This is a genomic window from Pseudomonas sp. SR18 (assembly GCF_023701505.1).
GTDB lineage: Bacteria > Pseudomonadota > Gammaproteobacteria > Pseudomonadales > Pseudomonadaceae > Aquipseudomonas > Aquipseudomonas cyclaminis.
On the sequence record NZ_JAMQAU010000001.1, the window covers coordinates 435,301 to 459,821 of the forward strand.

The following is a 24,521-nucleotide window of genomic DNA, read 5'->3' on the forward strand; positions in this document are numbered from 1 at the left end:
CGTGCGGCCTGGGTTCTGAATAAAACCGTGCTGTTTGCCCATCGAATCAAGGCCCGATGATAATGCGCAACCCCGTCGATTCCGTGCCACCCCTGCCCCGCATTTACGCCCTCGATCCCCAGGCGGCGGAAGAGAGCTGGGACAGCGCCCCACAGCTGCTGGCCGCCCTCAATGCGGCCCGCCTGGGCGCATGGTGCTGGGAAATCGACACCGGACGAATCAGTTGGTCACGGGGCACCCAGGCGCTGTTTGGGTTTGACCCGCGCCAACCGTTGCCCAAGGATCTGGATTACCTCGACCTGCTCGCCCAATCGGATCGCGCCCGCGTGGTACGGGCCTTTCACGCCGTATTGGCCGGCGAGCCGTTCGAGCAGGCCATGCATCACCGCATCCAATGGCCCGACGGCAGTTTTCACTGGCTGGAAATCAACGGCAGCCTGCAGCCGGACAAAGCCGGTCGACGCCGCATGATCGGGGTGATCCGCGAGATCACCCACCAGCGCGAACGTGAGAACGCCCTGGGGCACTCCGAAAAACGCTTCGCCACGCTGTTCCACCTGTGCCCGAACATGGTGCTGCTGACCCGTCAGGCCGACGGCCTGATCAGCGAAGCCAACCAGTATTTCGAGATGCTCTTCGGCTGGCCCCTGGGCGACGCCATCGGCCGCACCACCCTGGACCTGGGCCTGTGGTGCGATCCGGAGCAGCGCGCTGAACTGATCAAGGCGACCCAGCGCAAGGGCGAGCCCATCAGCATGGAGGTGCAGTTTTGCGCCAGCAACGGCCAGGTCCACGATGGCACCCTCAGCGCGCAAAAAATCGAGTTGGAGGGTGAGGCGTACCTGATCAGCACTTTCCTCGACACCACCGAACGCAAGAATGCCGAACAGGCACTCAAGGACAGCCAGGAACGCCTCGACCTGGCGCTGGACTCGGCGCAACTGGGCACTTGGGACTGGCACATTCCCAGCGGCATGCTCTACGGCTCGGCACGCGCCGCCCAACTGCACGGCCTGCCGTTCGAACCGTTCCACGAATCCTTCGATGCTTTTTTCGAAGGCATGCCCGATGAGGAACGGGACAATATGCGCAGCGCCTACCGCACCCTGCGAGAAGGGCCGGCCGGCAACTACCAATTGACCTATCGGGTGCCTATGGAAGACGGCAGCTCACGCTACCTGGAAAGCCGTGCGCGCCTGTACCGCAACGAGCAAGGCGCGCCGCTGCGCATGGCCGGGACGTTGCTCGACATCACCGACCAGGTCGAGCGCGAGCAACGCCTGAGCGCCTCCGAAGAGAAATTCGCCAGCCTGTTCCAGGCCAGCCCCGACCCGATTTGCGTCACCGGCATGGACAGCGGCGCGTTTATCGAGATCAACCCGGCCTTTACCCAGACCTTTGGCTGGACCGCCGCCGAGGTCATCGACAAGAGCGCCGACCAGATCGGCCTGTGGGACGATCCCAGCCAGCGTCTGGAGCGTATCGAACGGGTGATTCGCGAGCAGGCGTTGAGCAACGTGGCCGTGGTGGTGCATCACAAGAATGGCCAGAGCCTGACCTGTATGATTTCCAGCCGCTTGATCAAGGTCGGCGATCAACCGTGCATTGTCACCACCTTGCGCGATATCACCCAACAACAACGCTCTGAAGCCGCGCTGAAGGCCAGCGAGGAAAAATTCGCCAAGGCCTTCCATTCCAGCCCTGACGCAATTTCCATCACCGAGCGCGACACCGGCCGCTATGTGGAGGTCAACGACGGCTTCTGCCGCCTCACCGGCTACCGCGCTGAAGACGCCATCGGCCTGACGTTGTATCAGATCGGCATCTGGGCCGACGAAAACCAACGCTCGGCGCTATTGGCCGAGTTGCAGATCAAGGGCCGTATCACCCACCTGGAAATGCTCTGGCACAACAAACGCGGCGACGTGCTGGCAGTGGAAGTCTCCGTTGAGCCCATCACCCTGAACGAGACTCCGTGCCTGCTGCTGACCGCGCGGGATGTGAGCCTGCTGAAAAACGCACAGGCGCAGATCCGCCACCTGGCCTACCACGACCCGCTGACCAACCTGCCCAACCGAGCGCTGCTGATGGATCGCCTGAGCCAGCAGATCGCCCTGCTCAAGCGCCATAATTTACGCGGCGCGCTGCTGTTCCTGGACCTTGACCACTTCAAGCACATCAACGACTCCCTTGGTCACCCGGTGGGCGATACCGTGCTGAAAATCGTCACCGCGCGCCTGGAAGCCAGCGTGCGCATGGAGGACACCGTGGCACGCCTGGGTGGTGATGAATTCGTGGTACTGCTCAGCGGCCTGAATGGCTCGCGCATGGAGGTCAGCAAACAGGTGCAGGCGTTGGCCGACACCCTGCGCGAGTTGCTTTCGGAGCCGATGTTCCTGGACGGGCACCGCCTGCAGGTCACGCCGAGCATTGGTGTGGCGTTGATTCCCGATCACGGCACCACCCCGGCGGATCTGCTCAAGCGCGCCGACATTGCCCTGTACCGCGCCAAGGATTCAGGGCGCAATACCACGCAGATGTTCCACAACAGCATGCAAAAAACCGCCAGCGAACGCCTGCGCATGGAAACCGACCTGCGCCTGGCCCTGGCGCGTGGCGAGTTCAGTGTGCATTACCAACCCCAGGTGGATGCGCGCGGCAACAAGATCGTCGGCGCAGAGGCACTGGTGCGCTGGCAGCACCCACAATTGGGCGCGCAGTCACCGTCGGAATTTATCAAGGTGCTGGAAGACAGCGGCCTGATCCTTGAAGTGGGCACCTGGATCCTCGATGAAGCCTGTGCCGCTTTCGAACAATTGATCAAAGACGGCAAGGTCGACCCGCTGAACTTCAGCCTGTGCGTAAACATCAGCCCTCGGCAGTTTCGTCAGAACGACTTCGTGGAGCGGGTGGAGCACAGCCTCAAGCAGCACTCGTTGCCCTATAGCCTGCTGAAACTGGAAATCACCGAAGGCATCGTGATCCAGAACCTGGACGACACCGTGAACAAGATGCGCCGCCTGAAAAAGCTCGGCGTGAGCTTTGCGATGGATGACTTTGGTACCGGCTACTCATCTCTGACCTACCTTAAGCGTTTGCCAGTGGATGCGCTGAAAATCGATCAATCGTTCGTGCGCGATGCAACCCACGACCCCAACGATGCCGAAATCATTCGCGCCATCGTGGCGATGGCTCGCAGTTTGAATCTGGAGGTGATTGCCGAGGGTGTGGAAACCCCGGAGCAACTGGCGTTCCTGCAAAAACTGGGCTGCCATTTGTTCCAGGGGTATTTGCACAGCCGTCCGTTGCCGATAGAGGGGTTCAGACGGCTGCTGGAGTAACCCTCAGGCCAGCTTCAATGCCCGCATCCCCGCAGACATCCAGCGAGAGGAAGCCAGGGCCAGTTTTCGCCCATAGTCATCAAGCGCGCCATTGATCACTGCAACCGAATGTGCACTGTCCGCCAGGGTGCCGATCGCGCCGTCAGCCAGCTCTTTTACCGTGCTTTCACGGATGTAACCAAACAGACCCAGCCGGCGAAGTGCCTCGCCGGGGTATTCGCCGTCATTGAGGGTCTGCAGCGCCACCTCATAACTCTCGCGAGCCCGAAAGTCGTTGTTCTCTATCTGCGCGCGCTTGGCACTGACCGCGTAGAGAAAGTTGGCGTAACTGAGCAACTGGGGATCACTGCCATAGAAGTTCGAGGCCGCCGTGGCCTGGCGCAGCTCAGCATGGGTCAACTTAAGCGGGAAAGAATCCCGCATCGTCACCTCAAAGCCGTCCGGCGTGACCTGGATGTGCTTATAGATCCCCACGGGGTCCTGCGCGAACCGGATAATGGCTGCCTTGATCGCCGACACGGTGACGCAATTGCCTTGCGCGCCTTGATAAAAGCCACTCCAGATTTGCTCAGGCGCCGCGTCGGTGGCCACATGAGACACCGCCCTGGCGTCGCTGCGGGGCGCAGATTTATCGTTGAACAACACGTAGCCATACCCCCCATCGACCGACTGCCGTTCACCGTAATTATGTTTGACCCCCTCCACCACCAAGGCGGAGCCGTGGTTATGGGTCCCCATGACTCCGATCGCGCCCTTGGCCGCCATGTCAGCCGACGACACAAACTGAGAAAGCCCGAAAACCCCCATGCCCTGCAGGCACCGCTGGGTCGTCTCCCCTTCGAGTGTCTTTGCCAGAGCGGCCTCGAACGTCGAGTAACCCCCTTCCAGTTGCTTGCGTTTCACAAAGGCCGCAAACACAAAGTTGGCGTCCTTTACGGCGCCGGCATCCGCCCCCTGAAATCGCGAAGCCTTCGACGCCTGCGCCAACTCGCTGGCAGACAGGTGAACCTTGAATTCATCCTTCATGGTGACGTGATAGCCGTCACCGGCGCGAATCAACTCACTGAACATGGCAGCAGGGTGGCGACCGAACGTCATCATCATCAATTTGATGACTGCGGCATGCGTGCTGCTATCAAAGTTCTCGCCAAACCGTCGCTCAGTCGCGTTGAACGCCGGGGCAATATCCGCAGGCGGTCCCTCGCTGCGCGCCGCAGCAACAGGTGCAAAGGCCTCATGCCCCATATCAACCGGAAAAACCGGCTGATCAGCCATTGAAATATTCATTTTCGGGATTCCTGACACTCAAAGAATTGTCTGTCGCTCATGCGGCCAGGGCTACACGGAGCAGCCTAGGCTGAACCGACGCCTGAGGCCCTGACCACATCGACGCACTCAAGATCAAACCAGGGCAACAGCGTGCCCCTGGGTGGGCGCCCTCCCTTGTCGTCCCCATAGTTCTTCGCGACCATTGATAACTGCCACCGAATGCCCGGTGCGGTTACACATGCCCAATTGCCCAGCGGCAAGTTCGCGTACAGACACCCTCTTCATGTGCTGCCTCAGCCCCAGTCGCAGGAACCCCTCACCGGGTCCGGACTCATCCTCACCGTCATTCAAGCTACGCACCGCCGCCTGATAACTCCTGCCCGCCGTGCGATCGTTATTCTCCATTTGTGCGCGCTTGGCACTCACGGCAAAAAGGAACTGCGCATCCTTGAGCATCCCTTGATCGCCTCCGACAAAGCGCGAACCGCGTGCACCTTCGATCAGTTCGCGGTCTGTCAGGGTGAGTTGAAAGCCATCACGCATGACAACTCGATAACCTTCACTGACTTTGGTTACCTGCCTGAAAATATCCGTGGGACTTTGCCCAAACCGATACATGGCGGCCTTGATGGCCGATACCGTCACACAGTTGCCATCGGGCCCCTGGCGAAACCCGCTCCAGATATTGTCCGGCTTGGCGCCGTTTCGTTTGTTTGACAGGCCAGGAATATTCTCAGCGGGCCTTGGCGCCACGGGTTCGGGGACTACCCTTGGGGCGACTTGCGGGCGTGGCGGTGGGACCGGAGTAGGTGTATCAGGAACTGTTTTGGCCTTATTACCTGAAATCAAGTTGATTAATTGCGTGAAAAAAGAGCTAAAAAGAGCAGTCAGTGTGGCCAAGACTTCTGAAGGGTCACCTACACCTGCATCGCTCTTGTGTGTGGCAGGTGCGGCATGAGAACTTGGACTTGCAATACCCTCAAGAGGCTCCGGCTGATAACTTTTATCATTACTGACACCCAAGTCGTCAACGGGACCGAACTGTCTTACATCAACGACGTACGCAACATTTATAATTGAGCAACAGGACATTCTTGTTCTCCTAGAGCACGCACTTCTCCAGACCTTGCATTCCGAAGAAGTACATGCCTCAGCCAAAAAGTTTAACCAGGGAAATTAACGTCAGGACTTAAGCTTGGGTCGGGGACTGAATCGCCAGTCTCTTGGATCAAATCGATTATCAGCAGGACCCGGGCTGGTTAAATCCGGGACAGGTGTAGCCGGTCGCGGTGTGGGCTTGATATCCGGAGTAACAGACGGGGTCGGCTGTGGCGTAACCTCAGATTTCAAGGTTGGTAGCACTTGTGCCTTGGGCGTGGGGATTGCGTCAGGCCTGGGAAATACGTCAACTGTGTGCCGCCCTTTCGTATCAGGGCAATGACAATGACTGAGACTAACGTTTACCTGCACGTTAGCCTTGGCATCGTTGGTGACGGAAACCTCTGGTTTTGGCGTTGCCGGCATGACTTGCAACGAATCCGGTTTACGGCCATCAAGCCGAACTGTGCGGGGGTCAGCTGGCTGCGGATTCACTGGTAACCCAGGTGTGCCCGGCCTTACCGGCTGTTTGCCCACATCCGGCTTTACAGGCTGCTCGCGGGCCTCAGGTTTGCTCCCTGGCAGCTTTGTCTTGTCAGGGGACAGGTCAGCGTTCATGGCTCTGCCGGACAGCATTTCGCGCATTGCCCTGAACACCATATCCAGCATGTCGAACAACTTTGCGAACGCCGCGGAGGTCAGCATGGCCTCACCCTGCGGCGCTCGCGAATTGTCGTGGCGTAGGAGCGTGGGACTCGTATTGTTATTGGAAGTACCCGGAGACGGGTTCACGCCTATTTTAGGCGTCACAGAGGAGGACTGCTCCAAGAGCGTTGTGCCAACTTTGGCGAAAGGCGAGTTATTAATCGATAGAGACATAAGTAAGTTCCTTACTCAGCACAACCCGACACTTTTAACGACCGGGATGGCGATGGATTTATGGACTTAGAACAACAGCACTACTTTGCTGCCGATATATTCGTGGGCAGCAGCGCCATTGGGTTCCAAAAATCGCGACTCATATAAAGAAATCAAACCAAACTTTCGGAATTTGCCTCATGACCTTCGCACAAAGCCCCTGAATTAAGCGGTTCGCATGCACAACCTATTGACACACACGCTAATAAACAGTCCGCCAGGCAACTCAGCGACATAAATCCACACGGCGTAAAGCGGCCGATTGTGATATTTCGCGCACGAAGTGATAACCGTCCGAACCGACAACGTACTTAATATTAATAAAATGTCAGAAGATAATTAAATTTACATAAACAATTATTCTGCAAACTAAAAACAGCCCCTTATCTGTTTATGTAATCCAAGAAAGAAACAGGTAGAACCCCCAATAAAAATCCGCTCTGCCCCCCATAAACGCAAAATGCCCCGCCTCTTTCGATACGGAGCATTTTTTTGCAACACCCAACAGAGGGCTCGGCGCTTGAAGCACCCTCCGACTCACCCCCAAGCGTTACAACATGACTCAGTGACGACCGGGATGAGGCATGCCGAGCAAACGGCTGACCTGCTCCAGATCGGTCTCGCGACGCAGGGCGGTAAAAAGCTCCACCGCCTCCGGATAATTACGTGTCAGCATCGCCAACCATTGCTTCAAACGGCCGGGCGCCTGCTTCTCGGTGAGCTGCGCTACCGACTGGGTCCAGAACTCGCGGAGCATGGGCTGCATCTCCACCCACGTCATTTGCACGACTTCCTCGCCCGCCCGCGCAGCCGCAATCTGCCGCGCCAGGTCAGGGCGCGCCACCAGGCCACGGCCGAGCATGATGTCTTCTACGCCGCTGATCTCGCGGCATCGGCGCCAGTCTTCGACGCTCCAGATATCGCCATTGGCAAACACGGGCACCTTGACCACGTCCTGCACCCGCGGGATCCATTCCCAATGAGCTGGCGGCTTGTAGCCATCGGTCTTGGTCCGCGCATGCACCACGATATGCGCCGCACCGCCTTCGGCCAGGGCCGTGGCGCACACCAGCGCGCCGTCGGGGCTATCGAAGCCCAGGCGCATCTTGGCGGTCACCGGGATATGCGCGGGAACTGCTCGGCGAACGTGCTCGACGATCTGGTTGAGCAACTCCGGCTCCTTGAGCAGCACGGCACCGCCTCGGGACTTGTTGACAGTCTTGGCCGGACAGCCGAAGTTCAGGTCGATCACTTGTGAACCCAGCTCGCAGGCCAGGGCGGCGTTTTCCGCCAGGCACACAGGATCGGAGCCGAGCAGCTGCACGCGCAAGGGCACCCCCGCCGCGGTGTGGGCACCGTGCAGCAACTCAGGAGCAAGCTTGTGGAAATAGGCCGGGGTGAGCAGGCGGTCGTTGACGCGGATGAATTCGGTCACGCACCAGTCAATACCGCCCACGCGGGTCAACACGTCCCGCAGGATGTTGTCGACCAACCCCTCCATGGGCGCCAAAGCAATTTGCATGGGAAACACTCAACAAAAATCGTGGCGCAGTTTACTGGGTTTCCTACGGCAACCGTTAACCCCCTGTCAGGGCGGGGCCATAGCCATCGAGAAACTCGGCGGGCATGCGCTTAGGCTTGCCCGTGGACAGTTCGATGCAGACGAAGGTGGTTTGCGCGCGCAGCAGGGTTGCACCGTCACGCGGGCGGACCAGTTGAAAGCGGCGGGTCATCTTCAGGCGCTGGTCCCAGTCGACAATCCACGTGGCCAGTTGCAGCTCGTCGCCTTCGTAACCGGCCGCCAGGTAATCGATCTCGTGGCGCACCACTGCCATCGCGCGATCCAGGCGGCGATACTCGGTCAGGTCCAGCCCCAGTCGTTGGGAGTGGCGCCAGGCGCAACGCTCCAGCCAAGACACGTATACCGCGTTATTGGCGTGCCCCAGGCCGTCGATGTCTTCAGGCGCAACCTGCAGATCAATGATAAACGGCGTTGCCAAATCCCAGCCCATGCGGTGCTCCCAGTCGATTAATGTCGGCGGGGGGCAGTGTATCAGGCGCTTTGCCGCTCCTGTAGACAGCAGCCGGCCAACAGCGTAAGCACGGCCTCGATCACGCGAGGATCGGCCAGTACTTTCTGGTGGCCGCCTTGTTCCAGGCGCAGCAGACGGCTGTCGAACCAGGCGTCGTGAATGGCTTGAGAGGCTTTGACGGGGACGAAGGTGTCGTCTTCGGCGTGCACGATCAGGCCGGGGATATTCATCTGGTAATGGGCCACATCCAAGTACTTGAGCGGCATGCCGAACGTCATCTCCACCTCCTGGATAAACGCCGAACGTGCCCGCGCCGGCAAACCGACCATCCGGGTAAAACCACGCAGCGCATCCAGGAAGCGCGACGGGGCGGCAATGCTCACCAGCGCCTGGGTACGCAACCCCAATTGCACCGCCAGCATCGCACTGGCGCCGCCCATGGAATGACCAACCACCGCATGCAGCGGCGGCAACTCGGCAGCCGCCTCCAGCATGGCGCGAGCGAACAACAGCACATGGGCTTCACGCCCTGGTGAGCGGCCATGGGCAGGTCCATCCAGGGCTATCACGCAGTAGCCGTTGTCGACCAAGGCCTTGATCAGACTGGCGAACTGGGTTGGACGGCCTTCCCAGCCGTGCATCAACAAAACGGCAGGACCTTGCCCCCAGCGCAGGGCCGACAAGCCAAAGCGCAAGGTGATGCGCTCCGATTGCGCCAGCAGCGGTAATTCCCAGTCACGGGGCGGCAGCTTGCGCGGGGTCATGAAGGCGCGACGCATCTTGTTGGCCACCGTGTGCGGTGCCACATGCCCCAGCGTGCCGTTGAAACGACGAATCCAGGTTAACGCGCCCATTCTGCGAGCCCTCTTCCTATCGCACAGCCGACTTGGCAGCGCGTATCACACGATCCGACAACTCGCCCGGCCCGAGCGCCCGCGCCAAGGTCAGCCCGCCGACCATCAAGGCCATGTCCGCCAGGGCCTTGTCAGTGTCTTCCGGGCTGCCGGCCAACTGCGCAGCCATCAACTCGACGTGCTCGTTCAATACCTCGCGAAAGGCGTCCGGCAGACGGCCCATCTCGCCCACCGTTGCAGGTAACGGGCATGCCTGGGAGGTTGAATCGCGGTGCTTGCGCGACAGATAAAAGGCCGCCACCAGCGTACGACGCTCCTCGCCGGTGAGCTGGGTGTCCATATCGTCGATTGAAGCGCGACGCTGCGCCAGCAATTGGCTGAACGCCTCCAGCATCAGCGCATCCTTGCTTTCAAAGTGCGCGTAGAAACCACCAACGGTCAGCCCAGCCGCGCCCATGACTTCACCGACACTCGGCTCGGCCGGGCCGCGCTGGATCAACGCCGCGCTGGCGGCCTGCAGAATGCGTTCGCGGGTTTGCGCTTTTTTATCGTTCATCAAAGCCTCCGACTCTCATGGGTTGAATATTATTACCATAATAATATTTAGCAAGCGACAGCCACGACCACTGGTCAGAACAGGAAGAAAGGAAGTGAAGGGAAAATTGGCCAAACGCCAGACAAACAAAAGGGCCATTCAATAATTGAATGACCCTTAAAAATCCCGCAGAGCGGGTAATCGTGGCGTCCCCTAGGGGACTCGAACCCCTGTTACCGCCGTGAAAGGGCGGTGTCCTAGGCCACTAGACGAAGGGGACACAAACCTTCTGTACAACTGATCAGCGCTGAGAACTGATCGATTCAAGGACGGTGTGGCCAGACCTTGAACCTGTAAATTGGTGGAGCTAAACGGGATCGAACCGTTGACCTCTTGCATGCCATGCAAGCGCTCTCCCAGCTGAGCTATAGCCCCGGATTTTTCGCCTCGCGGCGCAGCAGACCTTTCGAGCTGCTTGTTGAAACTGGCGTCCCCTAGGGGACTCGAACCCCTGTTACCGCCGTGAAAGGGCGGTGTCCTAGGCCACTAGACGAAGGGGACAAAACCTTCTGTACAACTGATCAGAGCTGAGTTCTGATCGATTCAAGGACGGTGTGGCCAGACCTTGAACCTGTAAATTGGTGGAGCTAAACGGGATCGAACCGTTGACCTCTTGCATGCCATGCAAGCGCTCTCCCAGCTGAGCTATAGCCCCTCATCGGTGAGGACGGGGCGAATCTTAATGGCGGTTTGGAAGTGTGTCAAATTTATTTTCAACATTTTCCAAAGTTTTTTGCCGGGATAACAATCACTTACCGACGAAACCCCGGAAAACCGGGGTTTCGTCGCTGCAACGGCCTGCTTACGCGATAGCGCCCAGCAGCTTTTCCCACTCTTTGTTTTCTTTCTTCGACACACCACCAAGCAAATCAAGGGCTTGGCGCAGACGGAAACGAGTGAGGTCCGGACCGAGAATTTCCATCGCATCCAGCACCGACACCGAACTGGCCTGCCCGGTGATCGCAGCAAACATCAGCGGCATGGCGTCACGCAACTTCAACTCCAGGGATTCCACCACCGCCTGGATCGTCGCGGTGATCGCGTCCTTCTCCCACTGGCGCAGGCTTTCGAGTTTCCACAGGATCAACTGCATCAACTGGCGAACCTGGTCGCCCGAGAGCTTTTTGGACTCGAACAGCTTGGCATCCGGGTTCACGCCTCCGGCAAAGAAGAAGCTGGCCAACGGGGCGACCTGGCTGAACGTCTCCACCCTGCCCTGCACCAGTGGCGCGATCTTCATCATGTACTCAGGGTTCAACGCCCACTGCTGCAGACGGCTGGCGAACTCTTCCACCGGCAGATCGCGCAACCACTGGCCGTTGAGCCACGACAACTTCTCGACATCGAAAATCGGACCGCCCAGAGAAACGCGCGACAGGTCGAAGTTGTCGACCATTTCCTGCAACGAGAATTTCTCGCGCTCGTCCGGCATCGACCAACCCATGCGCCCCAAATAGTTGAGCATCGCTTCGGGCATGAAGCCCATGCGCTCGTAGAAGGTCACCGAAGTCGGGTTCTTGCGCTTGGACAGCTTGCTCTTGTCCGGGTTACGCAGCAGCGGCATGTAGCACAACTGCGGCTGTTCCCAACCGAAGTATTCGTAGAGCAGGATCAGTTTCGGCGCCGACGGCAGCCACTCTTCGCCACGCAGTACGTGGGTGATGCCCATCAGGTGGTCGTCGACCACGTTGGCCAGGAAGTACGTCGGCAAGCCGTCGGTCTTCATCAGCACCTGCATGTCCATGCGGTCCCACGGGATCTCGACGTCACCGCGCAGCATGTCCGGCACCACGCACACGCCTTCGCTCGGCACTTTCATGCGGATAACGTGCGGCTCGCCGGCAGCCAGGCGCTGGGCCACTTCCTCCTTGGACAGCAGCAACGCGCGGCCATCGTAGCGCGGGGTTTCGCCACGGGCCTGTTGTTCGGCGCGCATCTGGTCCAGTTCTTCGGCGGTGCAGAAGCACGGGAACGCATGGCCCATATCGACCAGTTGCTGGGTGTACTGCTTGTAGATGTCGCTGCGCTCGCTCTGGCGATATGGGCCGTGCGGGCCGCCAACGTCCGGGCCTTCTGCCCAGGTGATGCCCAGCCAGCGCAAGGCATCGAAAATCTGCTGTTCCGACTCGCGGGTGGAGCGCAGTTGGTCGGTGTCCTCGATCCGCAGGATGAATTCACCGCCGTGCTGCTTGGCAAAGCAGTAGTTGAACAAGGCGATGTAGGCAGTGCCGACGTGGGGATCCCCAGTAGGCGATGGCGCGATGCGCGTGCGGACGGTGGTCATGGCAGGTCTCGAATGGGCGATAAAACTAAAAATTGAAACAAGGGGCGAATGGTAACAGCCTGGGTGATTTCTGGAAAACCGAGGCGCGGCCATCGGGGGCAAGCCCCCTCCCACATTTGACGGTGTTCACAAGTCAAAGTGTGGGAGGGGGCTTGCACCCGAAGAGGCCAGTCCAGCCACCGCAGATCAGACAGCCAGCAACCGCTCACGCAACTTGCCAATCTCATCCCGAGTCTGCGCCGCAGCCTCAAACTCCAGGTCCCGCGCCAACTGGTACATCTTCTCTTCCAACTGGCGGATCCGCTTGGTGATCTCACTCGGCGAGCGCAGTTCGTTCTCGTACTTGGCGCTTTCCTCGGCGGCCTTGGCCATGCCCTTGCGCTTCTTGCTGCGCGAGCCGGGCACCACGGCGCCTTCCATGATGTCGGCGACATCCTTGAACACACCTTTAGGCGTAATACCGTGCTCCAGGTTGAACGCGATCTGCTTGTCGCGCCGACGCTGGGTCTCGCCAATCGCACGCTCCATGGAGCCGGTGATGCGGTCCGCGTAGAGAATCGCCCGGCCATTGAGGTTACGCGCCGCCCGGCCGATGGTCTGGATCAGCGAGCGCTCGGAACGCAGAAAGCCTTCCTTGTCGGCATCGAGGATCGCCACCAGCGACACTTCCGGCATGTCCAACCCTTCGCGCAGCAGGTTGATCCCCACCAACACATCAAACACACCCAGGCGCAGGTCGCGGATGATCTCCACGCGCTCCACGGTGTCGATGTCCGAGTGCAAGTAGCGCACGCGCACGCCGTGGTCGGCCAGGTAGTCGGTCAAGTCTTCGGACATGCGCTTGGTCAGCGTGGTGACCAGCACCCGCTCTTCCAGCGCGACGCGCTTAGTGATCTCGGACAGCAGGTCATCCACCTGGGTCAGCGCCGGGCGGATTTCGATTTCCGGGTCCACCAGCCCCGTCGGGCGCACCAACTGCTCGATCACGCGGCCGGCATGCTCGGCCTCGTAGTTGCCCGGCGTGGCCGAGACAAAGATGGTCTGCGGGCTGATCGCCTCCCATTCATCGAAACGCATCGGCCGGTTATCCAGCGCCGACGGCAGGCGAAAGCCGTACTCCACCAAGGTTTCTTTACGCGAGCGGTCGCCCTTATACATCGCGCCCACTTGCGGCACGCTGACGTGGGATTCGTCGATCACCAGCAGCGCGTCATCAGGCAGGTAGTCGTAGAGCGTCGGTGGCGGCGCGCCGGAATCACGGCCCGAAAGGTAGCGCGAGTAGTTTTCGATGCCGTTGCAGTAGCCCAGCTCCAGGATCATCTCCAGGTCAAAGCGCGTGCGCTGCTCCAGGCGCTGGGCTTCCACCAGCTTGTTGTTGGCGCGCAGGTATTCCAGACGCTCGGCCAACTCCACCTTGATGCCCTCGATGGCGCCCATCAGGGTTTCACGCGGGGTCACGTAGTGGCTTTTCGGATAGAAGGTGAAGCGCGGCAGCTTGCGGATCACCTCGCCGGTCAACGGGTCGAAAGCCGACAGGCTCTCGACTTCATCGTCGAACAACTCGATGCGGATCGCTTCCAGGTCGGACTCAGCCGGATAGATGTCGATCACATCGCCGCGCACCCGGAAAGTGGCGCGGGCAAAATCCATGTCGTTGCGGGTGTACTGCAGGCTCGTCAGGCGGCGCAGCAACTCGCGCTGGTCGAGTTTGTCGCCACGGTCCACGTGCAGCACCATCTTCAAATAGGCTTCGGGGCTGCCCAGGCCATAGATGCACGACACGGTGGTGACGATGATCGCGTCCTTGCGCTCCAACAGCGCCTTGGTCGCCGACAGCCGCATCTGCTCGATGTGGTCGTTGATCGACGCATCCTTCTCGATAAAGGTATCGGAGGACGGCACATAGGCTTCGGGCTGGTAGTAGTCGTAGTAGGAAACGAAGTATTCGACTGCGTTATTCGGGAAGAACGCCTTGAATTCGCCGTAAAGCTGCGCAGCCAGGGTCTTGTTGGGCGCCAGCACCAGCGTTGGGCGGTTGATCTGCGCGATCACGTTGGCGATGCTGAACGTCTTGCCTGAACCGGTCACCCCGAGCAACGTCTGGTGCGCCAGGCCGGCCTCGATGCCTTCGACCATCTGGCGAATGGCTTCCGGCTGATCGCCGGCGGGTTCAAAGCGGGTGACTAGTTGGAAATCCGACATAACGTACCTCTTGAAGTCACCCCGGACTGTAAACCCGCCGAGGACGAAATAGACCACCCCTCGCGAATATTCAGAGCGAGCGGTAGGAAAAAACCATGATAGCCATACAAGTGGTGGCGAATGTGACGGGTTTCAAGGCAATCGTCCTATCTGCCGTCCAGGATCAATGTTGCAATAAGACTAACGGTCAGCAAATAAACCGAAAAACTTGGCCGAAAAGCCGTTTCGGTTGTCGCCCTCAGCCGTGATGGCCTCTATACTAGCTCCCCGTTTGTGCACCGCTCTAGTGCATTCGGCTGGAGCGCGACACGTCCCTCCTTTCCCCCATAGAGCTGCCGCAAAATGAGCCTGTTCTCCGCTGTCGAAATGGCACCACGCGATCCTATCCTGGGCCTCAACGAAGCATTCAACGCCGACACACGAACCACCAAGGTCAACCTTGGCGTAGGCGTTTACTGCAACGAGGAGGGGAAGATTCCACTCTTGCGTGCCGTTGCCGAAGCGGAAGCCATTCGCGTGGCGCAACACGCCGCCCGTGGCTACTTGCCGATCGACGGCATTGCCGCCTACGACAAGGCCGTGCAAACCCTGCTGTTCGGTAACGATTCGCCATTGCTCGAAGCCGGTCGTGTCGTGACCGTCCAGGCCGTGGGTGGCACCGGCGCCCTGAAGATCGGCGCGGACTTCCTCAAGCAACTGCTGCCAGACGCCGTCGTCGCCATCAGCGACCCGAGCTGGGAAAACCACCGCGCCCTGTTCGAAACCGCCGGTTTCCCGGTGCAGAACTACCGTTACTACGACGCCGCCACCCACGACGTAAACCGCGCCGGCCTGCTCGAAGACCTCAACGCCCTGCCGCCGCAGTCCATCGTGGTGCTGCACGCCTGCTGCCACAACCCGACCGGCGTCGACCTGAGCCCGGCCGACTGGCAAAACGTGCTGGACGTGGTCAAGGCCAAGAACCTGGTGCCGTTCCTCGACATGGCCTACCAGGGCTTCGGCGACGGCATCCACGAAGACGCCGCTGCGGTGCGCCTGTTCGCGGAATCGGGCCTGACCTTCTTTGTCTCCAGCTCGTTCTCCAAGTCGTTCTCGCTGTACGGCGAACGTGTGGGCGCGCTGTCCATCGTTGGCGATTCCAAAGAAGAAAGCGCGCGCATCCTGTCCCAGGTCAAGCGCGTGATCCGCACCAACTACTCCAACCCGCCGACCCACGGCGCCGCGATTGTGGCCGCTGTGCTGAACAGCCCTGAGCTGCGCGCCCAGTGGGAAGCCGAACTGGCCGAAATGCGCCTGCGCATCCGCGGCATGCGCGAGCAGATGGTCGCCGAACTGGCCAAGGCTGCACCGGGCCACGACTTCAGCTTCGTCGGCCGCCAGAGTGGGATGTTCTCCTACTCCGGCCTGACCGTTGAGCAAGTCACCCGTCTGCGCAGCGAGTTTGGCATCTACGCGCTGGATACCGGGCGTATCTGTGTGGCGGCGCTGAACCAGTCGAACATTGGTGCGGTCACACAGGCAATCGTCCAGGTGCTGTAAACCTGTAGCCGTTGCACAAGGAGGGGAAGCCGATGGCTTCCCCTTTTTTGTCTCCAGCCCCTAGACTGAACCCCGACCGCCCCTTTGCTGTGAGAGCCCTATGCGAAACGATGACCTGGACCTGCGCGCCGACCGCGACGAGTTGCACGACTACACCCCGCGAGCGCCGCAAGCCAAACGCCAGAAAAGCCTGGTGCTGCAAGTGGCACTGGGGGTGTTCCTGGGTGGATTGGCGTTGTGGCTGGTGCAGTTGGGCGCGACAGCAATAATGGCCAAACTGGCCATGGGCACCTTCCAGTTCGGCGGCTGAAACCGGTCAATGTGGGAGGGGGCAAGCCCCCTCCCACATTAAGACACCGACGCTTCCAGATTGCGTTCCTCCAACAACTTCACAAAGCTGCTCAAACTCTGCGACACCGTGCCCCGCCGCCAGATCAGCCACGTATTCAGCAAGCGAAAACTGTCCATCAACGGCCACACACTCACCGCCGCAAACCCCGGCATGCTTTCCAGCATGCTGCGCGGCATCAGCGCCAGCCCGGCCCCGGCGCTGACGCAGGCGAGCATGCCGTGGTAGGACTCGATCTCGAAGATCTTGCCTGGCACCGCGCCATCCTGTGAAAACCAGCGTTCGAAGTGATGGCGATACGAGCAGTTCGAGCGAAACGTATAGATGTTCTCGCCATTCACGTCCTGCCCTCGGGTGATCGGCCCGTGGTGCAGGGGCGCGATCACTACCATCTCCTCTTCAAATACCGCCACGCCTTCCAGGGTCGAATGCAGCACCGGCCCGTCGACAAAGGCGGCGGCCAGGCGCCCCGACAGCACGCCTTCGATCATGGTGCCCGACGGGCCGGTGCTCAGGTCCAGCTCGACCTTGGTGTGTTTCTGGTTGTACGCCGCGAGCAACGCCGGGATACGTACCGCCGCCGTGCTCTCCAGCGAGCCAAGGGCAAACGCGCCCTGGGGCTCTTCCCCCGCCACGGTCGCACGGGCCTCTTGCACCAGGTCGAGGATGCGCCGGGCATAACCGAGGAAGTTCCAACCGGCCGGTGACAGGCGCAAGCGGCTCTTCTCGCGGATAAACAGCTCCACGCCAAGATCCTGCTCCAACTGCTTGATCCGCGTGGTCAGGTTCGACGGCACGCGATGAATCAACTGCGCGGCGGCGCTGATGCTGCCTTGCTCGGCAACGGCCTTGAAGATTTCCAGCTGCACCAGGTCCAAGTCATTCTCCATTCGTGAATGTATTGCTTAATATTATTCAGTTTCCAGAAAAGAGCCAGCCCCGTACGCTGACCTCCATTCCAACGTACACGCAGGACGGTGCCATGAACGCGACTACCCACGCTTTATCGATCAACCCCGCCAACGGCGAAACCGTCGGCAGCTACCCGTACGAAACCACAGCGCAACTGGACGCCGCCCTCGACCGCGCCACCAGCGCCTTCCGCACCTGGCGCCGCCAGCCGGTCAGCCAGCGCGCCGAGTTGCTGCTGGCCCTGGCCGCTGCCCTGCGCGAGCAAGCCGAAGCCATGGCGCAGATGATCACCCTGGAAATGGGCAAACCCATCGCCCAGGCCCGTGCCGAAGTGGAAAAATGCGCGCAACTGAGCGAATGGTACGCGGCCCAAGGCCCGGCCATGCTCGCCCCGGAGCCGACCCTCGTCGACAACGGCACCGCCCATATCGAATACCGCCCGCTGGGCCCGATCCTCGCGGTGATGCCGTGGAACTTCCCGGTGTGGCAAGTGCTGCGCGGCGCCGTGCCGACCATGCTGGCCGGCAACACCTACGTGCTCAAACACGCGCCAAACGTGATGGGCAGCGCCTACCTGATCCAGCAAGCCTTTCAGAAAGCCGGCTTCGCTGAAGGCCTGTTCGAAGTGATCAACGTCACCACCGAAGGCGTGTCCAAGGCCATCGCCGACCCACGCATCGCCGCCGTGACCCTCACCGGCAGCGTGCGCGCCGGTATCGCCATCGGCTCTCAGGCTGGTGCCGCGCTGAAAAAATGCGTGCTGGAACTGGGTGGCTCCGACCCGTTCATCGTGCTCAATGACGCCGACCTCGATGCCGCCGTACAGGCCGCGCTGATCGGCCGCTTCCAGAACAGCGGCCAGGTCTGCGCCGCCGCCAAGCGCCTGATCATCGAAGAAGGCGTGGTTGAAGCCTTCACCACCAAGTTCGTCGAAGCCAGCCGCGCCCTGGTCATGGGCGACCCGACGTCAGCGGCCACCTACATCGGCCCAATGGCCCGTTTCGACCTGCGCGACGAGCTGCACGGCCAGGTCCAGGCCACTCTGGAAGAAGGCGCGACCCTGCTGCTGGGTGGCGATAAAGTCGCAGGCAACGGCAACTACTACGCGCCGACCGTTTTGGCCAACGTCACCGACCAGATGACCTCGTTCAAACAGGAGCTGTTCGGCCCGGTAGCCTCGATCATCACCGCCCGCGACGCCGACCACGCCGTGGCCCTGGCCAACGACAGCGAGTTCGGCCTTACCGCGAGCATCTTCACCACTGACGCGGCGAAGGCGCGGGACATCGCCAATCAACTGGAAACCGGCGGGATCTTTGTCAACGCCTTCAGCGTCTCCGACCCACGGGTGGCGTTTGGTGGCGTGAAGAAAAGTGGATTCGGCCGCGAGCTGTCGCACTTTGGTGTGCGCGAGTTCTGCAACGCGCAGACGGTATGGCTGGATCGCAAGTAACCCCTTGGGGTTCAACAGCGAACATGCCGCCGCACGCACTGCACCAACCCATCCAGGGCCTGGGACTTCACCGGCGCGAGCACACACACTGTGTGTTCGCGCTCACCCTCGCTGACCGTCAGGGTGTAATGCACCTGGCCCGGTTTGCCAGGCTCAGGCGCCGTGCTTTGCGGCAACTTGAAGAAGTCTGAAGCTTCGATCAGTTGCCGCAACTCCTGCTGTTGCGGCTCAGGCAGTTTCTCCAGCTCCACACTGTTCGGTTTCGCCAGGCCCGGAAAAAATGCCGGGCCGCCGTTTTCCTTGATCGAAATTCGCATGGCTGTTCCTCACCGCCCTGGCGGCTTGTCAGACGTTGATGCCCACGGCTTTCCAGCCTGCCTTGACGGCCTTCTGCTCATCCTTGTTCGCCCCGTACAAACGACCGGCGACGTCGTAGGTGATGCGCGCAAAACGCAAGAACCCCGAGTTCGGCCGCAACCGTGCATCGCGCAGGGCGTCATACCAGATGCGCCCTGCCCGCTCCCAGGCAAACCCGCCGATCTTCGTCGCCACCTGATAGAACGCATGGTTGGGAATCCCGGAATTGATATGTACGCCGCCATTGTCGTCATAGGTTTGCACAAAATCATCCATATGCCCCGGCTGCGGGTCCTTGCCCAGCAGCTTGTCATCAAACGCGGTGCCCGGTGCCTTCATCGAGCGCAAGGCAGTGCCTTTGATTTTCTTGGTGAACAACCCTTTGCCGATCAGCCAGTCGGCGTCCTCGGCCTTTTGCTGCAACGCGTACTGCTTGATGAGTGAGCCGAACACATCCGACAGCGACTCGTTCAACGCACCGGATTGATTGAAGTACATCAACTTGGCCTCATCCTCAGTCACGCCGTGGGCCAGTTCATGGCCGATCACGTCCAGAGCCACGGTGAAGCGGTTGAACAACTGCGCATCACCGTCCCCGAACACCATCTGCGTCGAATTCCAGAACGCATTGTTGTAGTCCTGGCCAAAATGAACGGTGGCGTCCAGCGCCATCCCGGCATCGTCGATGGAGTTGCGGTCGAACACCTGGTCGAAAAAGTCGAAGGTGGCGCCCAACCCATCATAGGCTTCGTCCACTGCGGCATCACCACTGGCAGGCTGGCCTTCAGCGCGGATCAGCTTGCCAGGCAGGCTGTCGGAGCCTTCGGCACTGTAGATCGAGCGGCGTTTTTCGGCGCCGATGGCCAGGGCCATATGCGCGGGGCCCTTGGCGGGCACCGCGACCATGCGCAGCGAACGGAACGTGCTGTCCTTGGCCCGCGTACGCAACGCGACGTCGCGCTGGGCTTTATCACCGTGGCGCGCGATCTGGTCGAGCATGTACGGTGGGATCAGGCAAAAAATCGGATTGCGATGAGGCTGGCGAACACACATTGGCTGGCTCCTTTTGCGAGGGGTGAGCGTCTGGACGACCGTTTTCAGGATAGCCGCCATGGCTTGACTCGACATCAATTGTCATCAACCTATGTTGCAGTCATGTTGATCCAACACCCGTGAGGACCGCCCGATGCCAGCACGTAAAGCCAACGCCGACCTGACCTATCGCCCCCGGCTCGCCGACCTGCGGCCGCTGCTCGCGGCGAGCCCAACCCTGTTGGAAGCCCGGGCCGCGACGCCGCGTGTCACCCCGGCCAAAGACCTGAAAAACCGCCAGGGGTATGCCGACGATTTCCTCGGTAGCTTCGAGGTGCCCTGGCCCACCGTGGCGCAGGCCCTGGCGCCTGATGCGCAGCCAAAGCGCCTGGACTACACGCATTTCTCCATCACGATGTCACGCGCCCGACGACTGGCACTCTACGTGGGCGTCAATATCGACGGCGGGAAACACGTGGATATCGTGCGCAGCAACGACACCTGGGCCTACGACGGCCGCCTGCCCACCGACGCCCAGATAGGCGAAGACCTCTACGCCGGCAATGGCCTGGATCGCGGCCACTTGGTGCGGCGCCAGGATCCCAATTGGGGCGACGAGGCAAAAACCGCCAACCTCGATACGTTCCATTTCACCAACTGCTCACCGCAGATGAGCGGCTTTAACCAGAAAACCTGGCTGGAGCTTGAAGACTACATCCTCGACAACACGCAACGCTGGAAAGCACGGGCCACGGTGTTTACCGGGCCGGTGTTCGGCGACGATGACCGCGTGTACCGGGGCGTCAAAATCCCCAAGGCGTTCTGGAAAGTGGTCGCCTACCTCAGCGACGACGGTAAGCCGTCGGCCAGTGCCTACATGATCGACCAAAGCCGCGAATTGGGTCAGCTTGAGCTGGTATTTGGCCAACTGCGGACCTACCAGCGCAGCGTGATCCAGATCGAGCAATTGACCGGCATCCGTTTCGGCAACCTGGCCGACCACGACGGGTTCAGCAACGAAGAGCGCGCCACCGGCACGCGAATTGAAGCGCTGATCCAGGGCCCCCAAGACATTCGTCTGTGAGCCACTGAACTTCAGCCTCCCTCTGCGAGGCTGAATCAACTACCATACCGCCGCCGGTTCCCCCACGGGACTAATAGGGAATTCGAAACGCCGCCCGCGGCGCCAATCGAAACTGCCCCCGCAACTGTAGGTGCCGAGCCTGCTCCTTAACGCCACTGGACCTCGTCCGGGAAGGTCGGAGCGTGGCGACGACGCATCAGTCAGGAGACCTGCCGGCCCAGCACAATCACTAACCGGCGGGGTGTCCGGGAAGGACATCCTTGCCTGCCCGACCGGCAGCGTTCGAGGGCGTATTTCCGAGCCGTACTGCCCCTGTTTCAACTACGGTTCACACGGAGATCGCCCGATGCTGCCACGCGTTATTGCCCTGATCACCGGCCTGGGTTTCTGTGCCCTGGCCCAAGCGGCGCCCACTCACTACCCGCTGACGGTCGAAAACTGCGGCAATGCCGTGACCTTCCCGCAAGCTCCTGCGCGCAGCGTGACCATCGGCCAGGCCGCCACCGAAATGCTGTATGCCTTGGGCGTCGGCGATAAAGTGGTCGGCACCTCGCTGTGGTTCAACCGTGTGCTGCCCCAGTACCAGGCGCAGAACGACAAGATCGAACGCCTGGCCAACAACGAGCCGAGCTTCGAAGCCGTGATCGCCAAGCGCCCGCAACTGGTGGCTGCCGAGCTGGAATGGGTGGTCGGCCCGCAAGGTGTGGTGGGCACCCGCGAGCAATTCCATGAACTGAAGATCCCGACCTACCTGCTGCCCTCCGACTGCGAAGGCAAGGACAACCTGGTGGGCGCCGACGGCACGCGGCTGGAGCCGTTCCGCATCGAGAGCATCTACAAAAGCATCAGCCAGCTGGCCGAGATTTTCGACGTACAGGCGCGCGGCCAACAGCTCAACGATGACCTCAAGGCGCGCCTGGCCAAGTCCGTCGCCACCGTGCAGAGCAAGGGCCTCAAGCACGCCAGCGCGCTGGTGTGGTTCTCCAGCTCCGAGATGGCCAGCGACCCGTATGTGGCCGGCCACAAGGGCGTCCCCGAATTCATGCTCGAAACCCTCGGCCTGCACAACGTGGTGCAGTCCGATGAAGAGTGGCCCGCCGTCGGCTGGGAAACCATCGCCAAGGCCAACCCGACCTTCCTGGTGATCGCCCGCATGGACCGCCGCCGCTACCCCGCCGACGACCATGAAAAGAAACTCGCCTTCCTGCGCAGCGACCCGGTCACGCGCAACATGGACGCGGTGAAAAACAACCGCATCATCATCCTCGACGCCCTGGCGCTGCAGGCCAGCATCCGCACGTTCGATGGCCTTGAACAACTGGCTGGCGCCATCGACGGCTACGACCTGCACAAATGAATAAAAGCGTGATCCGCACCCTGCTCGCCCTGACGCTGCTATTGATCGCCGTACTCGCCGGCGTGGCCATCGGCGAAACCGCCATCGAGCCGCAAGTGGTGCTGCAAGTGCTCGCCAACAAACTGTGGAACGCCGGCTACCTGCTCGACCCCATCGACGAAGGCGTGGTGTGGAACTACCGCCTGACCCGCGCCCTGGTCGCCGCCGCGTGCGGTGCGGGGCTGGCCACCTGCGGGGTGATCTTGCAGTCGTTGCTGCGCAACCCGCTGGCTGACCCTTACTTGCTGGGCATCAGCGCCGGCGCATCGACCGGCGCGGTATTGGTCGCGCTGATGGGCGTGGGCGGCGGGTTGATTTCGCTGTCGGCCGGCGCGTTTGTCGGCGCCATGGCGGCGTTTGCCCTGGTGATCCTGCTGGCGCGGGCCAGCAGCTCCATGAGCGGCACCGGCCAGATCATCCTTGCAGGCATCGCCGGTTCGCAGCTGTTCAATGCGCTCACCGCATTCCTGATCACCAAGTCGGCCAGTTCCGAGCAGGCCCGCGGCATCATGTTTTGGCTGCTGGGCAACCTCAGCGGCGTGCGCTGGCCGTCGGTGTGGCTGGCGGTGCCGGTGGCGGTGGCAGGCTTGGCGGTGTGCCTGTGGCATCGGCGTGCGCTGGATGCGTTCACCTTTGGCAGCGACTCGGCGGCGTCCCTTGGCATTCCGGTACGCCGCGTGCAATTTGTGCTGGTGGGCTGCGCGGCACTGGTGACGGCGGTAATGGTGTCGATTGTCGGCTCCATCGGTTTTGTCGGTCTGGTGATCCCCCACGCGGTACGCCTGCTGCTCGGCACTGGGCACTCGCGTTTGCTGCCGGCCAGCGCCTTGGGCGGCGCACTGTTTTTGATTGCGGCGGATGTGCTGTCGCGCACCTTGATCAAAGGCCAGGTGATTCCGGTGGGCGTGGTCACCGCCTTGGTCGGCGCGCCGGTGTTTGCGTTGATCCTGATCGGCCGGAGGAATGCGCGATGAGCGTACTCAGTTGCACCGGCCTGGGTTTCAAGGTGCGCGACGCCGAGTTGCTGCGCGACATTCACCTGGAGGTGCAGTTGGGCGAGACGTTGGGGATTGTCGGCCCGAACGGCTCCGGTAAATCCACCTTGCTCAAACTGCTGGCGGGCTTGTGCACACCGGCGTCAGGTGAGGTGCGGCTGGGCGGCGAGCGGCTGGGCGACCTTTCGCGCCGCGCCATTGCGCAGCAGTTGGCCGTGGTGGAGCAACAAGCCGACACCGACGATGCCATCCGCGTGTTCGACGCCGTGGCGCTGGGCCGCACGCCGTGGCTGTCGGCGCTGAGCCCGTGGTCCAGCGACGACAACGCCATCGTCGTCCAGGCCCTGCACGACGTGGACGCCACCCACCTGAGCCAACGCGCCTGGCGCAGCCTCTCCGGCGGCGAACGCCAACGCGTGCACATCGCCCGCGCCCTTGCGCAACGGCCGCAGATCCTGTTGCTGGATGAGCCGACCAATCACTTGGATATCCAGCATCAACTGGCCATCCTGAAGGGCGTGCAGGGGTTGCCGGTGACGACATTGATTGCGCTGCATGATCTTAACCAGGCGCTGACCTGTGATCGCTTGGCCGTGCTGGATCGCGGGTGTTTGGTGGCGTTGGGCACACCGCTGCAGGTGCTGACGCCGCAACGCTTGCAGGACACGTTTGGGGTGCAGGGGCATTACCTGACCGACCCGTTTGATGGGGCGCAGATCTTGCGGTTGCGCTCCAACTGAGTCACTAGGGTTGTTGTGGCTGATGAGTCCTTTGTGACACCTTGGCCTGCTGTGGCACATGAGTTCTTTG

Annotated in this window: 19 protein-coding genes, 4 tRNA genes and 1 riboswitch; of the genes, 8 read left to right on the forward strand and 15 right to left on the reverse strand. The window is 61.0% G+C overall.

The features are described from left to right. The first annotated feature begins 62 nt into the window (after nucleotides 1-62). Nucleotides 63-3,341 (forward strand): sensor domain-containing protein, encoded by a 3,279-nt coding sequence (locus NDJ82_RS02065; RefSeq protein WP_158878611.1) that lies wholly within the window; start codon nucleotides 63-65, stop codon nucleotides 3,339-3,341. A gap of 3 nt (nucleotides 3,342-3,344) precedes the next feature. On the opposite strand, the gene NDJ82_RS02070 is transcribed toward NDJ82_RS02065, so the two are convergent. The 12 genes from NDJ82_RS02070 to uvrB all read right to left on the reverse strand — a co-directional run bounded on the left by NDJ82_RS02070 (nucleotide 3,345) and on the right by uvrB (nucleotide 14,594). Beyond that, nucleotides 3,345-4,628: a hypothetical protein gene (locus NDJ82_RS02070; protein ID WP_250924857.1), complete on the reverse strand. Its 1,284-nt coding sequence runs from the start codon at nucleotides 4,626-4,628 to the stop codon at nucleotides 3,345-3,347. A 114-nt stretch (nucleotides 4,629-4,742) separates the two neighbouring features. Further along, the gene (locus NDJ82_RS02075; protein WP_250924858.1) at nucleotides 4,743-5,702 is read right to left on the reverse strand and encodes a hypothetical protein; all 960 of its coding nucleotides are present in this window, start codon (nucleotides 5,700-5,702) and stop codon (nucleotides 4,743-4,745) included. A 1,486-nt stretch (nucleotides 5,703-7,188) separates the two neighbouring features. Continuing rightward, the gene (locus NDJ82_RS02080; RefSeq protein ID WP_099584014.1) at nucleotides 7,189-8,148 is read right to left on the reverse strand and encodes a tRNA dihydrouridine synthase; all 960 of its coding nucleotides are present in this window, start codon (nucleotides 8,146-8,148) and stop codon (nucleotides 7,189-7,191) included. 55 nt (nucleotides 8,149-8,203) lie between these two features. Continuing rightward, a complete protein-coding gene (locus NDJ82_RS02085) occupies nucleotides 8,204-8,638 on the reverse strand; it encodes an acyl-CoA thioesterase (protein ID WP_033901813.1) in 435 nt (144 codons plus the stop codon). Nucleotides 8,639-8,679: 41 nt separating this feature from the next. Further along, nucleotides 8,680-9,513 (reverse strand): alpha/beta hydrolase, encoded by an 834-nt coding sequence (locus NDJ82_RS02090; protein WP_099584016.1) that lies wholly within the window; start codon nucleotides 9,511-9,513, stop codon nucleotides 8,680-8,682. 16 nt (nucleotides 9,514-9,529) lie between these two features. Next, complete coding sequence (locus NDJ82_RS02095) at nucleotides 9,530-10,069, reverse strand: TetR/AcrR family transcriptional regulator (protein ID WP_099584017.1); 540 nt, start codon at nucleotides 10,067-10,069, stop codon at nucleotides 9,530-9,532. Nucleotides 10,070-10,252: 183 nt separating this feature from the next. Next, a tRNA-Glu gene (locus NDJ82_RS02100) sits at nucleotides 10,253-10,328 on the reverse strand. A 79-nt stretch (nucleotides 10,329-10,407) separates the two neighbouring features. Continuing rightward, nucleotides 10,408-10,483, reverse strand: a tRNA-Ala gene (locus tag NDJ82_RS02105). A 50-nt stretch (nucleotides 10,484-10,533) separates the two neighbouring features. Next, nucleotides 10,534-10,609: transfer RNA gene (locus NDJ82_RS02110), tRNA-Glu, on the reverse strand. A gap of 78 nt (nucleotides 10,610-10,687) precedes the next feature. Continuing rightward, a tRNA-Ala gene (locus NDJ82_RS02115) sits at nucleotides 10,688-10,763 on the reverse strand. A 147-nt stretch (nucleotides 10,764-10,910) separates the two neighbouring features. After that, nucleotides 10,911-12,392: a glutamate--tRNA ligase gene (gene gltX / locus NDJ82_RS02120; protein ID WP_099586258.1), complete on the reverse strand. Its 1,482-nt coding sequence runs from the start codon at nucleotides 12,390-12,392 to the stop codon at nucleotides 10,911-10,913. A 186-nt stretch (nucleotides 12,393-12,578) separates the two neighbouring features. Further along, nucleotides 12,579-14,594, reverse strand: coding sequence for an excinuclease ABC subunit UvrB (uvrB, locus tag NDJ82_RS02125; protein WP_099586259.1), 2,016 nt, complete (start codon nucleotides 14,592-14,594; stop codon nucleotides 12,579-12,581). Nucleotides 14,595-14,936: 342 nt separating this feature from the next. On the opposite strand from uvrB, the gene NDJ82_RS02130 reads away from it, so the two are divergent. After that, nucleotides 14,937-16,133, forward strand: coding sequence for an amino acid aminotransferase (locus NDJ82_RS02130; protein WP_250924859.1), 1,197 nt, complete (start codon nucleotides 14,937-14,939; stop codon nucleotides 16,131-16,133). Between the two features lie 100 nt (nucleotides 16,134-16,233). Next, nucleotides 16,234-16,443, forward strand: coding sequence for a hypothetical protein (locus tag NDJ82_RS02135; protein WP_016970937.1), 210 nt, complete (start codon nucleotides 16,234-16,236; stop codon nucleotides 16,441-16,443). A gap of 38 nt (nucleotides 16,444-16,481) precedes the next feature. On the opposite strand, the gene ptrR is transcribed toward NDJ82_RS02135, so the two are convergent. Next, on the reverse strand, nucleotides 16,482-17,360 hold the full coding sequence (gene ptrR / locus NDJ82_RS02140; protein ID WP_250924860.1) for a putrescine utilization regulator PtrR: 879 nt from the start codon (nucleotides 17,358-17,360) through the stop codon (nucleotides 16,482-16,484). Nucleotides 17,361-17,464: 104 nt separating this feature from the next. Here ptrR and NDJ82_RS02145 point away from each other — a divergent pair, with 104 nt between their 5' ends. Continuing rightward, nucleotides 17,465-18,847, forward strand: coding sequence for an aldehyde dehydrogenase family protein (locus NDJ82_RS02145; protein WP_112196259.1), 1,383 nt, complete (start codon nucleotides 17,465-17,467; stop codon nucleotides 18,845-18,847). Nucleotides 18,848-18,858: 11 nt separating this feature from the next. On the opposite strand, the gene NDJ82_RS02150 is transcribed toward NDJ82_RS02145, so the two are convergent. Both NDJ82_RS02150 and NDJ82_RS02155 read right to left on the reverse strand, forming a co-directional pair. Next, entirely contained in the window at nucleotides 18,859-19,164 is a 306-nt protein-coding gene (locus tag NDJ82_RS02150) for a protealysin inhibitor emfourin (protein ID WP_112196260.1), read from the reverse strand. A gap of 28 nt (nucleotides 19,165-19,192) precedes the next feature. After that, nucleotides 19,193-20,257 carry a M4 family metallopeptidase gene (locus tag NDJ82_RS02155; RefSeq protein ID WP_158878603.1) on the reverse strand — a complete coding sequence of 355 codons (1,065 nt, stop codon included), beginning with the start codon at nucleotides 20,255-20,257 and terminating at the stop codon, nucleotides 19,193-19,195. 133 nt (nucleotides 20,258-20,390) lie between these two features. Here NDJ82_RS02155 and NDJ82_RS02160 point away from each other — a divergent pair, with 133 nt between their 5' ends. The 4 genes from NDJ82_RS02160 to NDJ82_RS02175 all read left to right on the forward strand — a co-directional run bounded on the left by NDJ82_RS02160 (nucleotide 20,391) and on the right by NDJ82_RS02175 (nucleotide 24,451). Further along, nucleotides 20,391-21,320 carry a DNA/RNA non-specific endonuclease gene (locus NDJ82_RS02160; RefSeq protein ID WP_250924861.1) on the forward strand — a complete coding sequence of 310 codons (930 nt, stop codon included), beginning with the start codon at nucleotides 20,391-20,393 and terminating at the stop codon, nucleotides 21,318-21,320. A gap of 37 nt (nucleotides 21,321-21,357) precedes the next feature. Beyond that, a riboswitch (cobalamin riboswitch) is annotated at nucleotides 21,358-21,551 on the forward strand. 115 nt (nucleotides 21,552-21,666) lie between these two features. Beyond that, on the forward strand, nucleotides 21,667-22,677 hold the full coding sequence (locus NDJ82_RS02165) for an ABC transporter substrate-binding protein (RefSeq protein ID WP_250924862.1): 1,011 nt from the start codon (nucleotides 21,667-21,669) through the stop codon (nucleotides 22,675-22,677). After that, nucleotides 22,674-23,690 (forward strand): FecCD family ABC transporter permease, encoded by a 1,017-nt coding sequence (locus tag NDJ82_RS02170; protein WP_099586267.1) that lies wholly within the window; start codon nucleotides 22,674-22,676, stop codon nucleotides 23,688-23,690. The genes NDJ82_RS02165 and NDJ82_RS02170 overlap by 4 nt, the downstream gene beginning before the upstream one ends. Continuing rightward, nucleotides 23,687-24,451 (forward strand): ABC transporter ATP-binding protein, encoded by a 765-nt coding sequence (locus tag NDJ82_RS02175; protein ID WP_099586268.1) that lies wholly within the window; start codon nucleotides 23,687-23,689, stop codon nucleotides 24,449-24,451. Before NDJ82_RS02170 ends, NDJ82_RS02175 begins: the two co-directional genes overlap by 4 nt. Nucleotides 24,452-24,521: the final 70 nt, after the last annotated feature.

Excerpts from the sequence above, each read along its gene's own strand:
- NDJ82_RS02065 (WP_158878611.1), top strand. The coding sequence starts at position 63 with ATGCGCAACCCCGTCGATTCCGTGCCACCCCTGCCCCGCATTTACGCC.
- NDJ82_RS02070 (WP_250924857.1), bottom strand. The coding sequence starts at position 4,628 with ATGAATATTTCAATGGCTGATCAGCCGGTTTTTCCGGTTGATATGGGG.
- NDJ82_RS02075 (WP_250924858.1), bottom strand. The coding sequence starts at position 5,702 with ATGTCCTGTTGCTCAATTATAAATGTTGCGTACGTCGTTGATGTAAGA.
- NDJ82_RS02080 (WP_099584014.1), bottom strand. The coding sequence starts at position 8,148 with ATGCAAATTGCTTTGGCGCCCATGGAGGGGTTGGTCGACAACATCCTG.
- NDJ82_RS02085 (WP_033901813.1), bottom strand. The coding sequence starts at position 8,638 with ATGGGCTGGGATTTGGCAACGCCGTTTATCATTGATCTGCAGGTTGCG.
- NDJ82_RS02090 (WP_099584016.1), bottom strand. The coding sequence starts at position 9,513 with ATGGGCGCGTTAACCTGGATTCGTCGTTTCAACGGCACGCTGGGGCAT.
- NDJ82_RS02095 (WP_099584017.1), bottom strand. The coding sequence starts at position 10,069 with ATGAACGATAAAAAAGCGCAAACCCGCGAACGCATTCTGCAGGCCGCC.
- gltX (WP_099586258.1), bottom strand. The coding sequence starts at position 12,392 with ATGACCACCGTCCGCACGCGCATCGCGCCATCGCCTACTGGGGATCCC.
- uvrB (WP_099586259.1), bottom strand. The coding sequence starts at position 14,594 with ATGTCGGATTTCCAACTAGTCACCCGCTTTGAACCCGCCGGCGATCAG.
- NDJ82_RS02130 (WP_250924859.1), top strand. The coding sequence starts at position 14,937 with ATGAGCCTGTTCTCCGCTGTCGAAATGGCACCACGCGATCCTATCCTG.
- NDJ82_RS02135 (WP_016970937.1), top strand. The coding sequence starts at position 16,234 with ATGCGAAACGATGACCTGGACCTGCGCGCCGACCGCGACGAGTTGCAC.
- NDJ82_RS02145 (WP_112196259.1), top strand. The coding sequence starts at position 17,465 with ATGAACGCGACTACCCACGCTTTATCGATCAACCCCGCCAACGGCGAA.
- NDJ82_RS02150 (WP_112196260.1), bottom strand. The coding sequence starts at position 19,164 with ATGCGAATTTCGATCAAGGAAAACGGCGGCCCGGCATTTTTTCCGGGC.
- NDJ82_RS02155 (WP_158878603.1), bottom strand. The coding sequence starts at position 20,257 with ATGTGTGTTCGCCAGCCTCATCGCAATCCGATTTTTTGCCTGATCCCA.
- NDJ82_RS02160 (WP_250924861.1), top strand. The coding sequence starts at position 20,391 with ATGCCAGCACGTAAAGCCAACGCCGACCTGACCTATCGCCCCCGGCTC.
- NDJ82_RS02165 (WP_250924862.1), top strand. The coding sequence starts at position 21,667 with ATGCTGCCACGCGTTATTGCCCTGATCACCGGCCTGGGTTTCTGTGCC.
- NDJ82_RS02170 (WP_099586267.1), top strand. The coding sequence starts at position 22,674 with ATGAATAAAAGCGTGATCCGCACCCTGCTCGCCCTGACGCTGCTATTG.
- NDJ82_RS02175 (WP_099586268.1), top strand. The coding sequence starts at position 23,687 with ATGAGCGTACTCAGTTGCACCGGCCTGGGTTTCAAGGTGCGCGACGCC.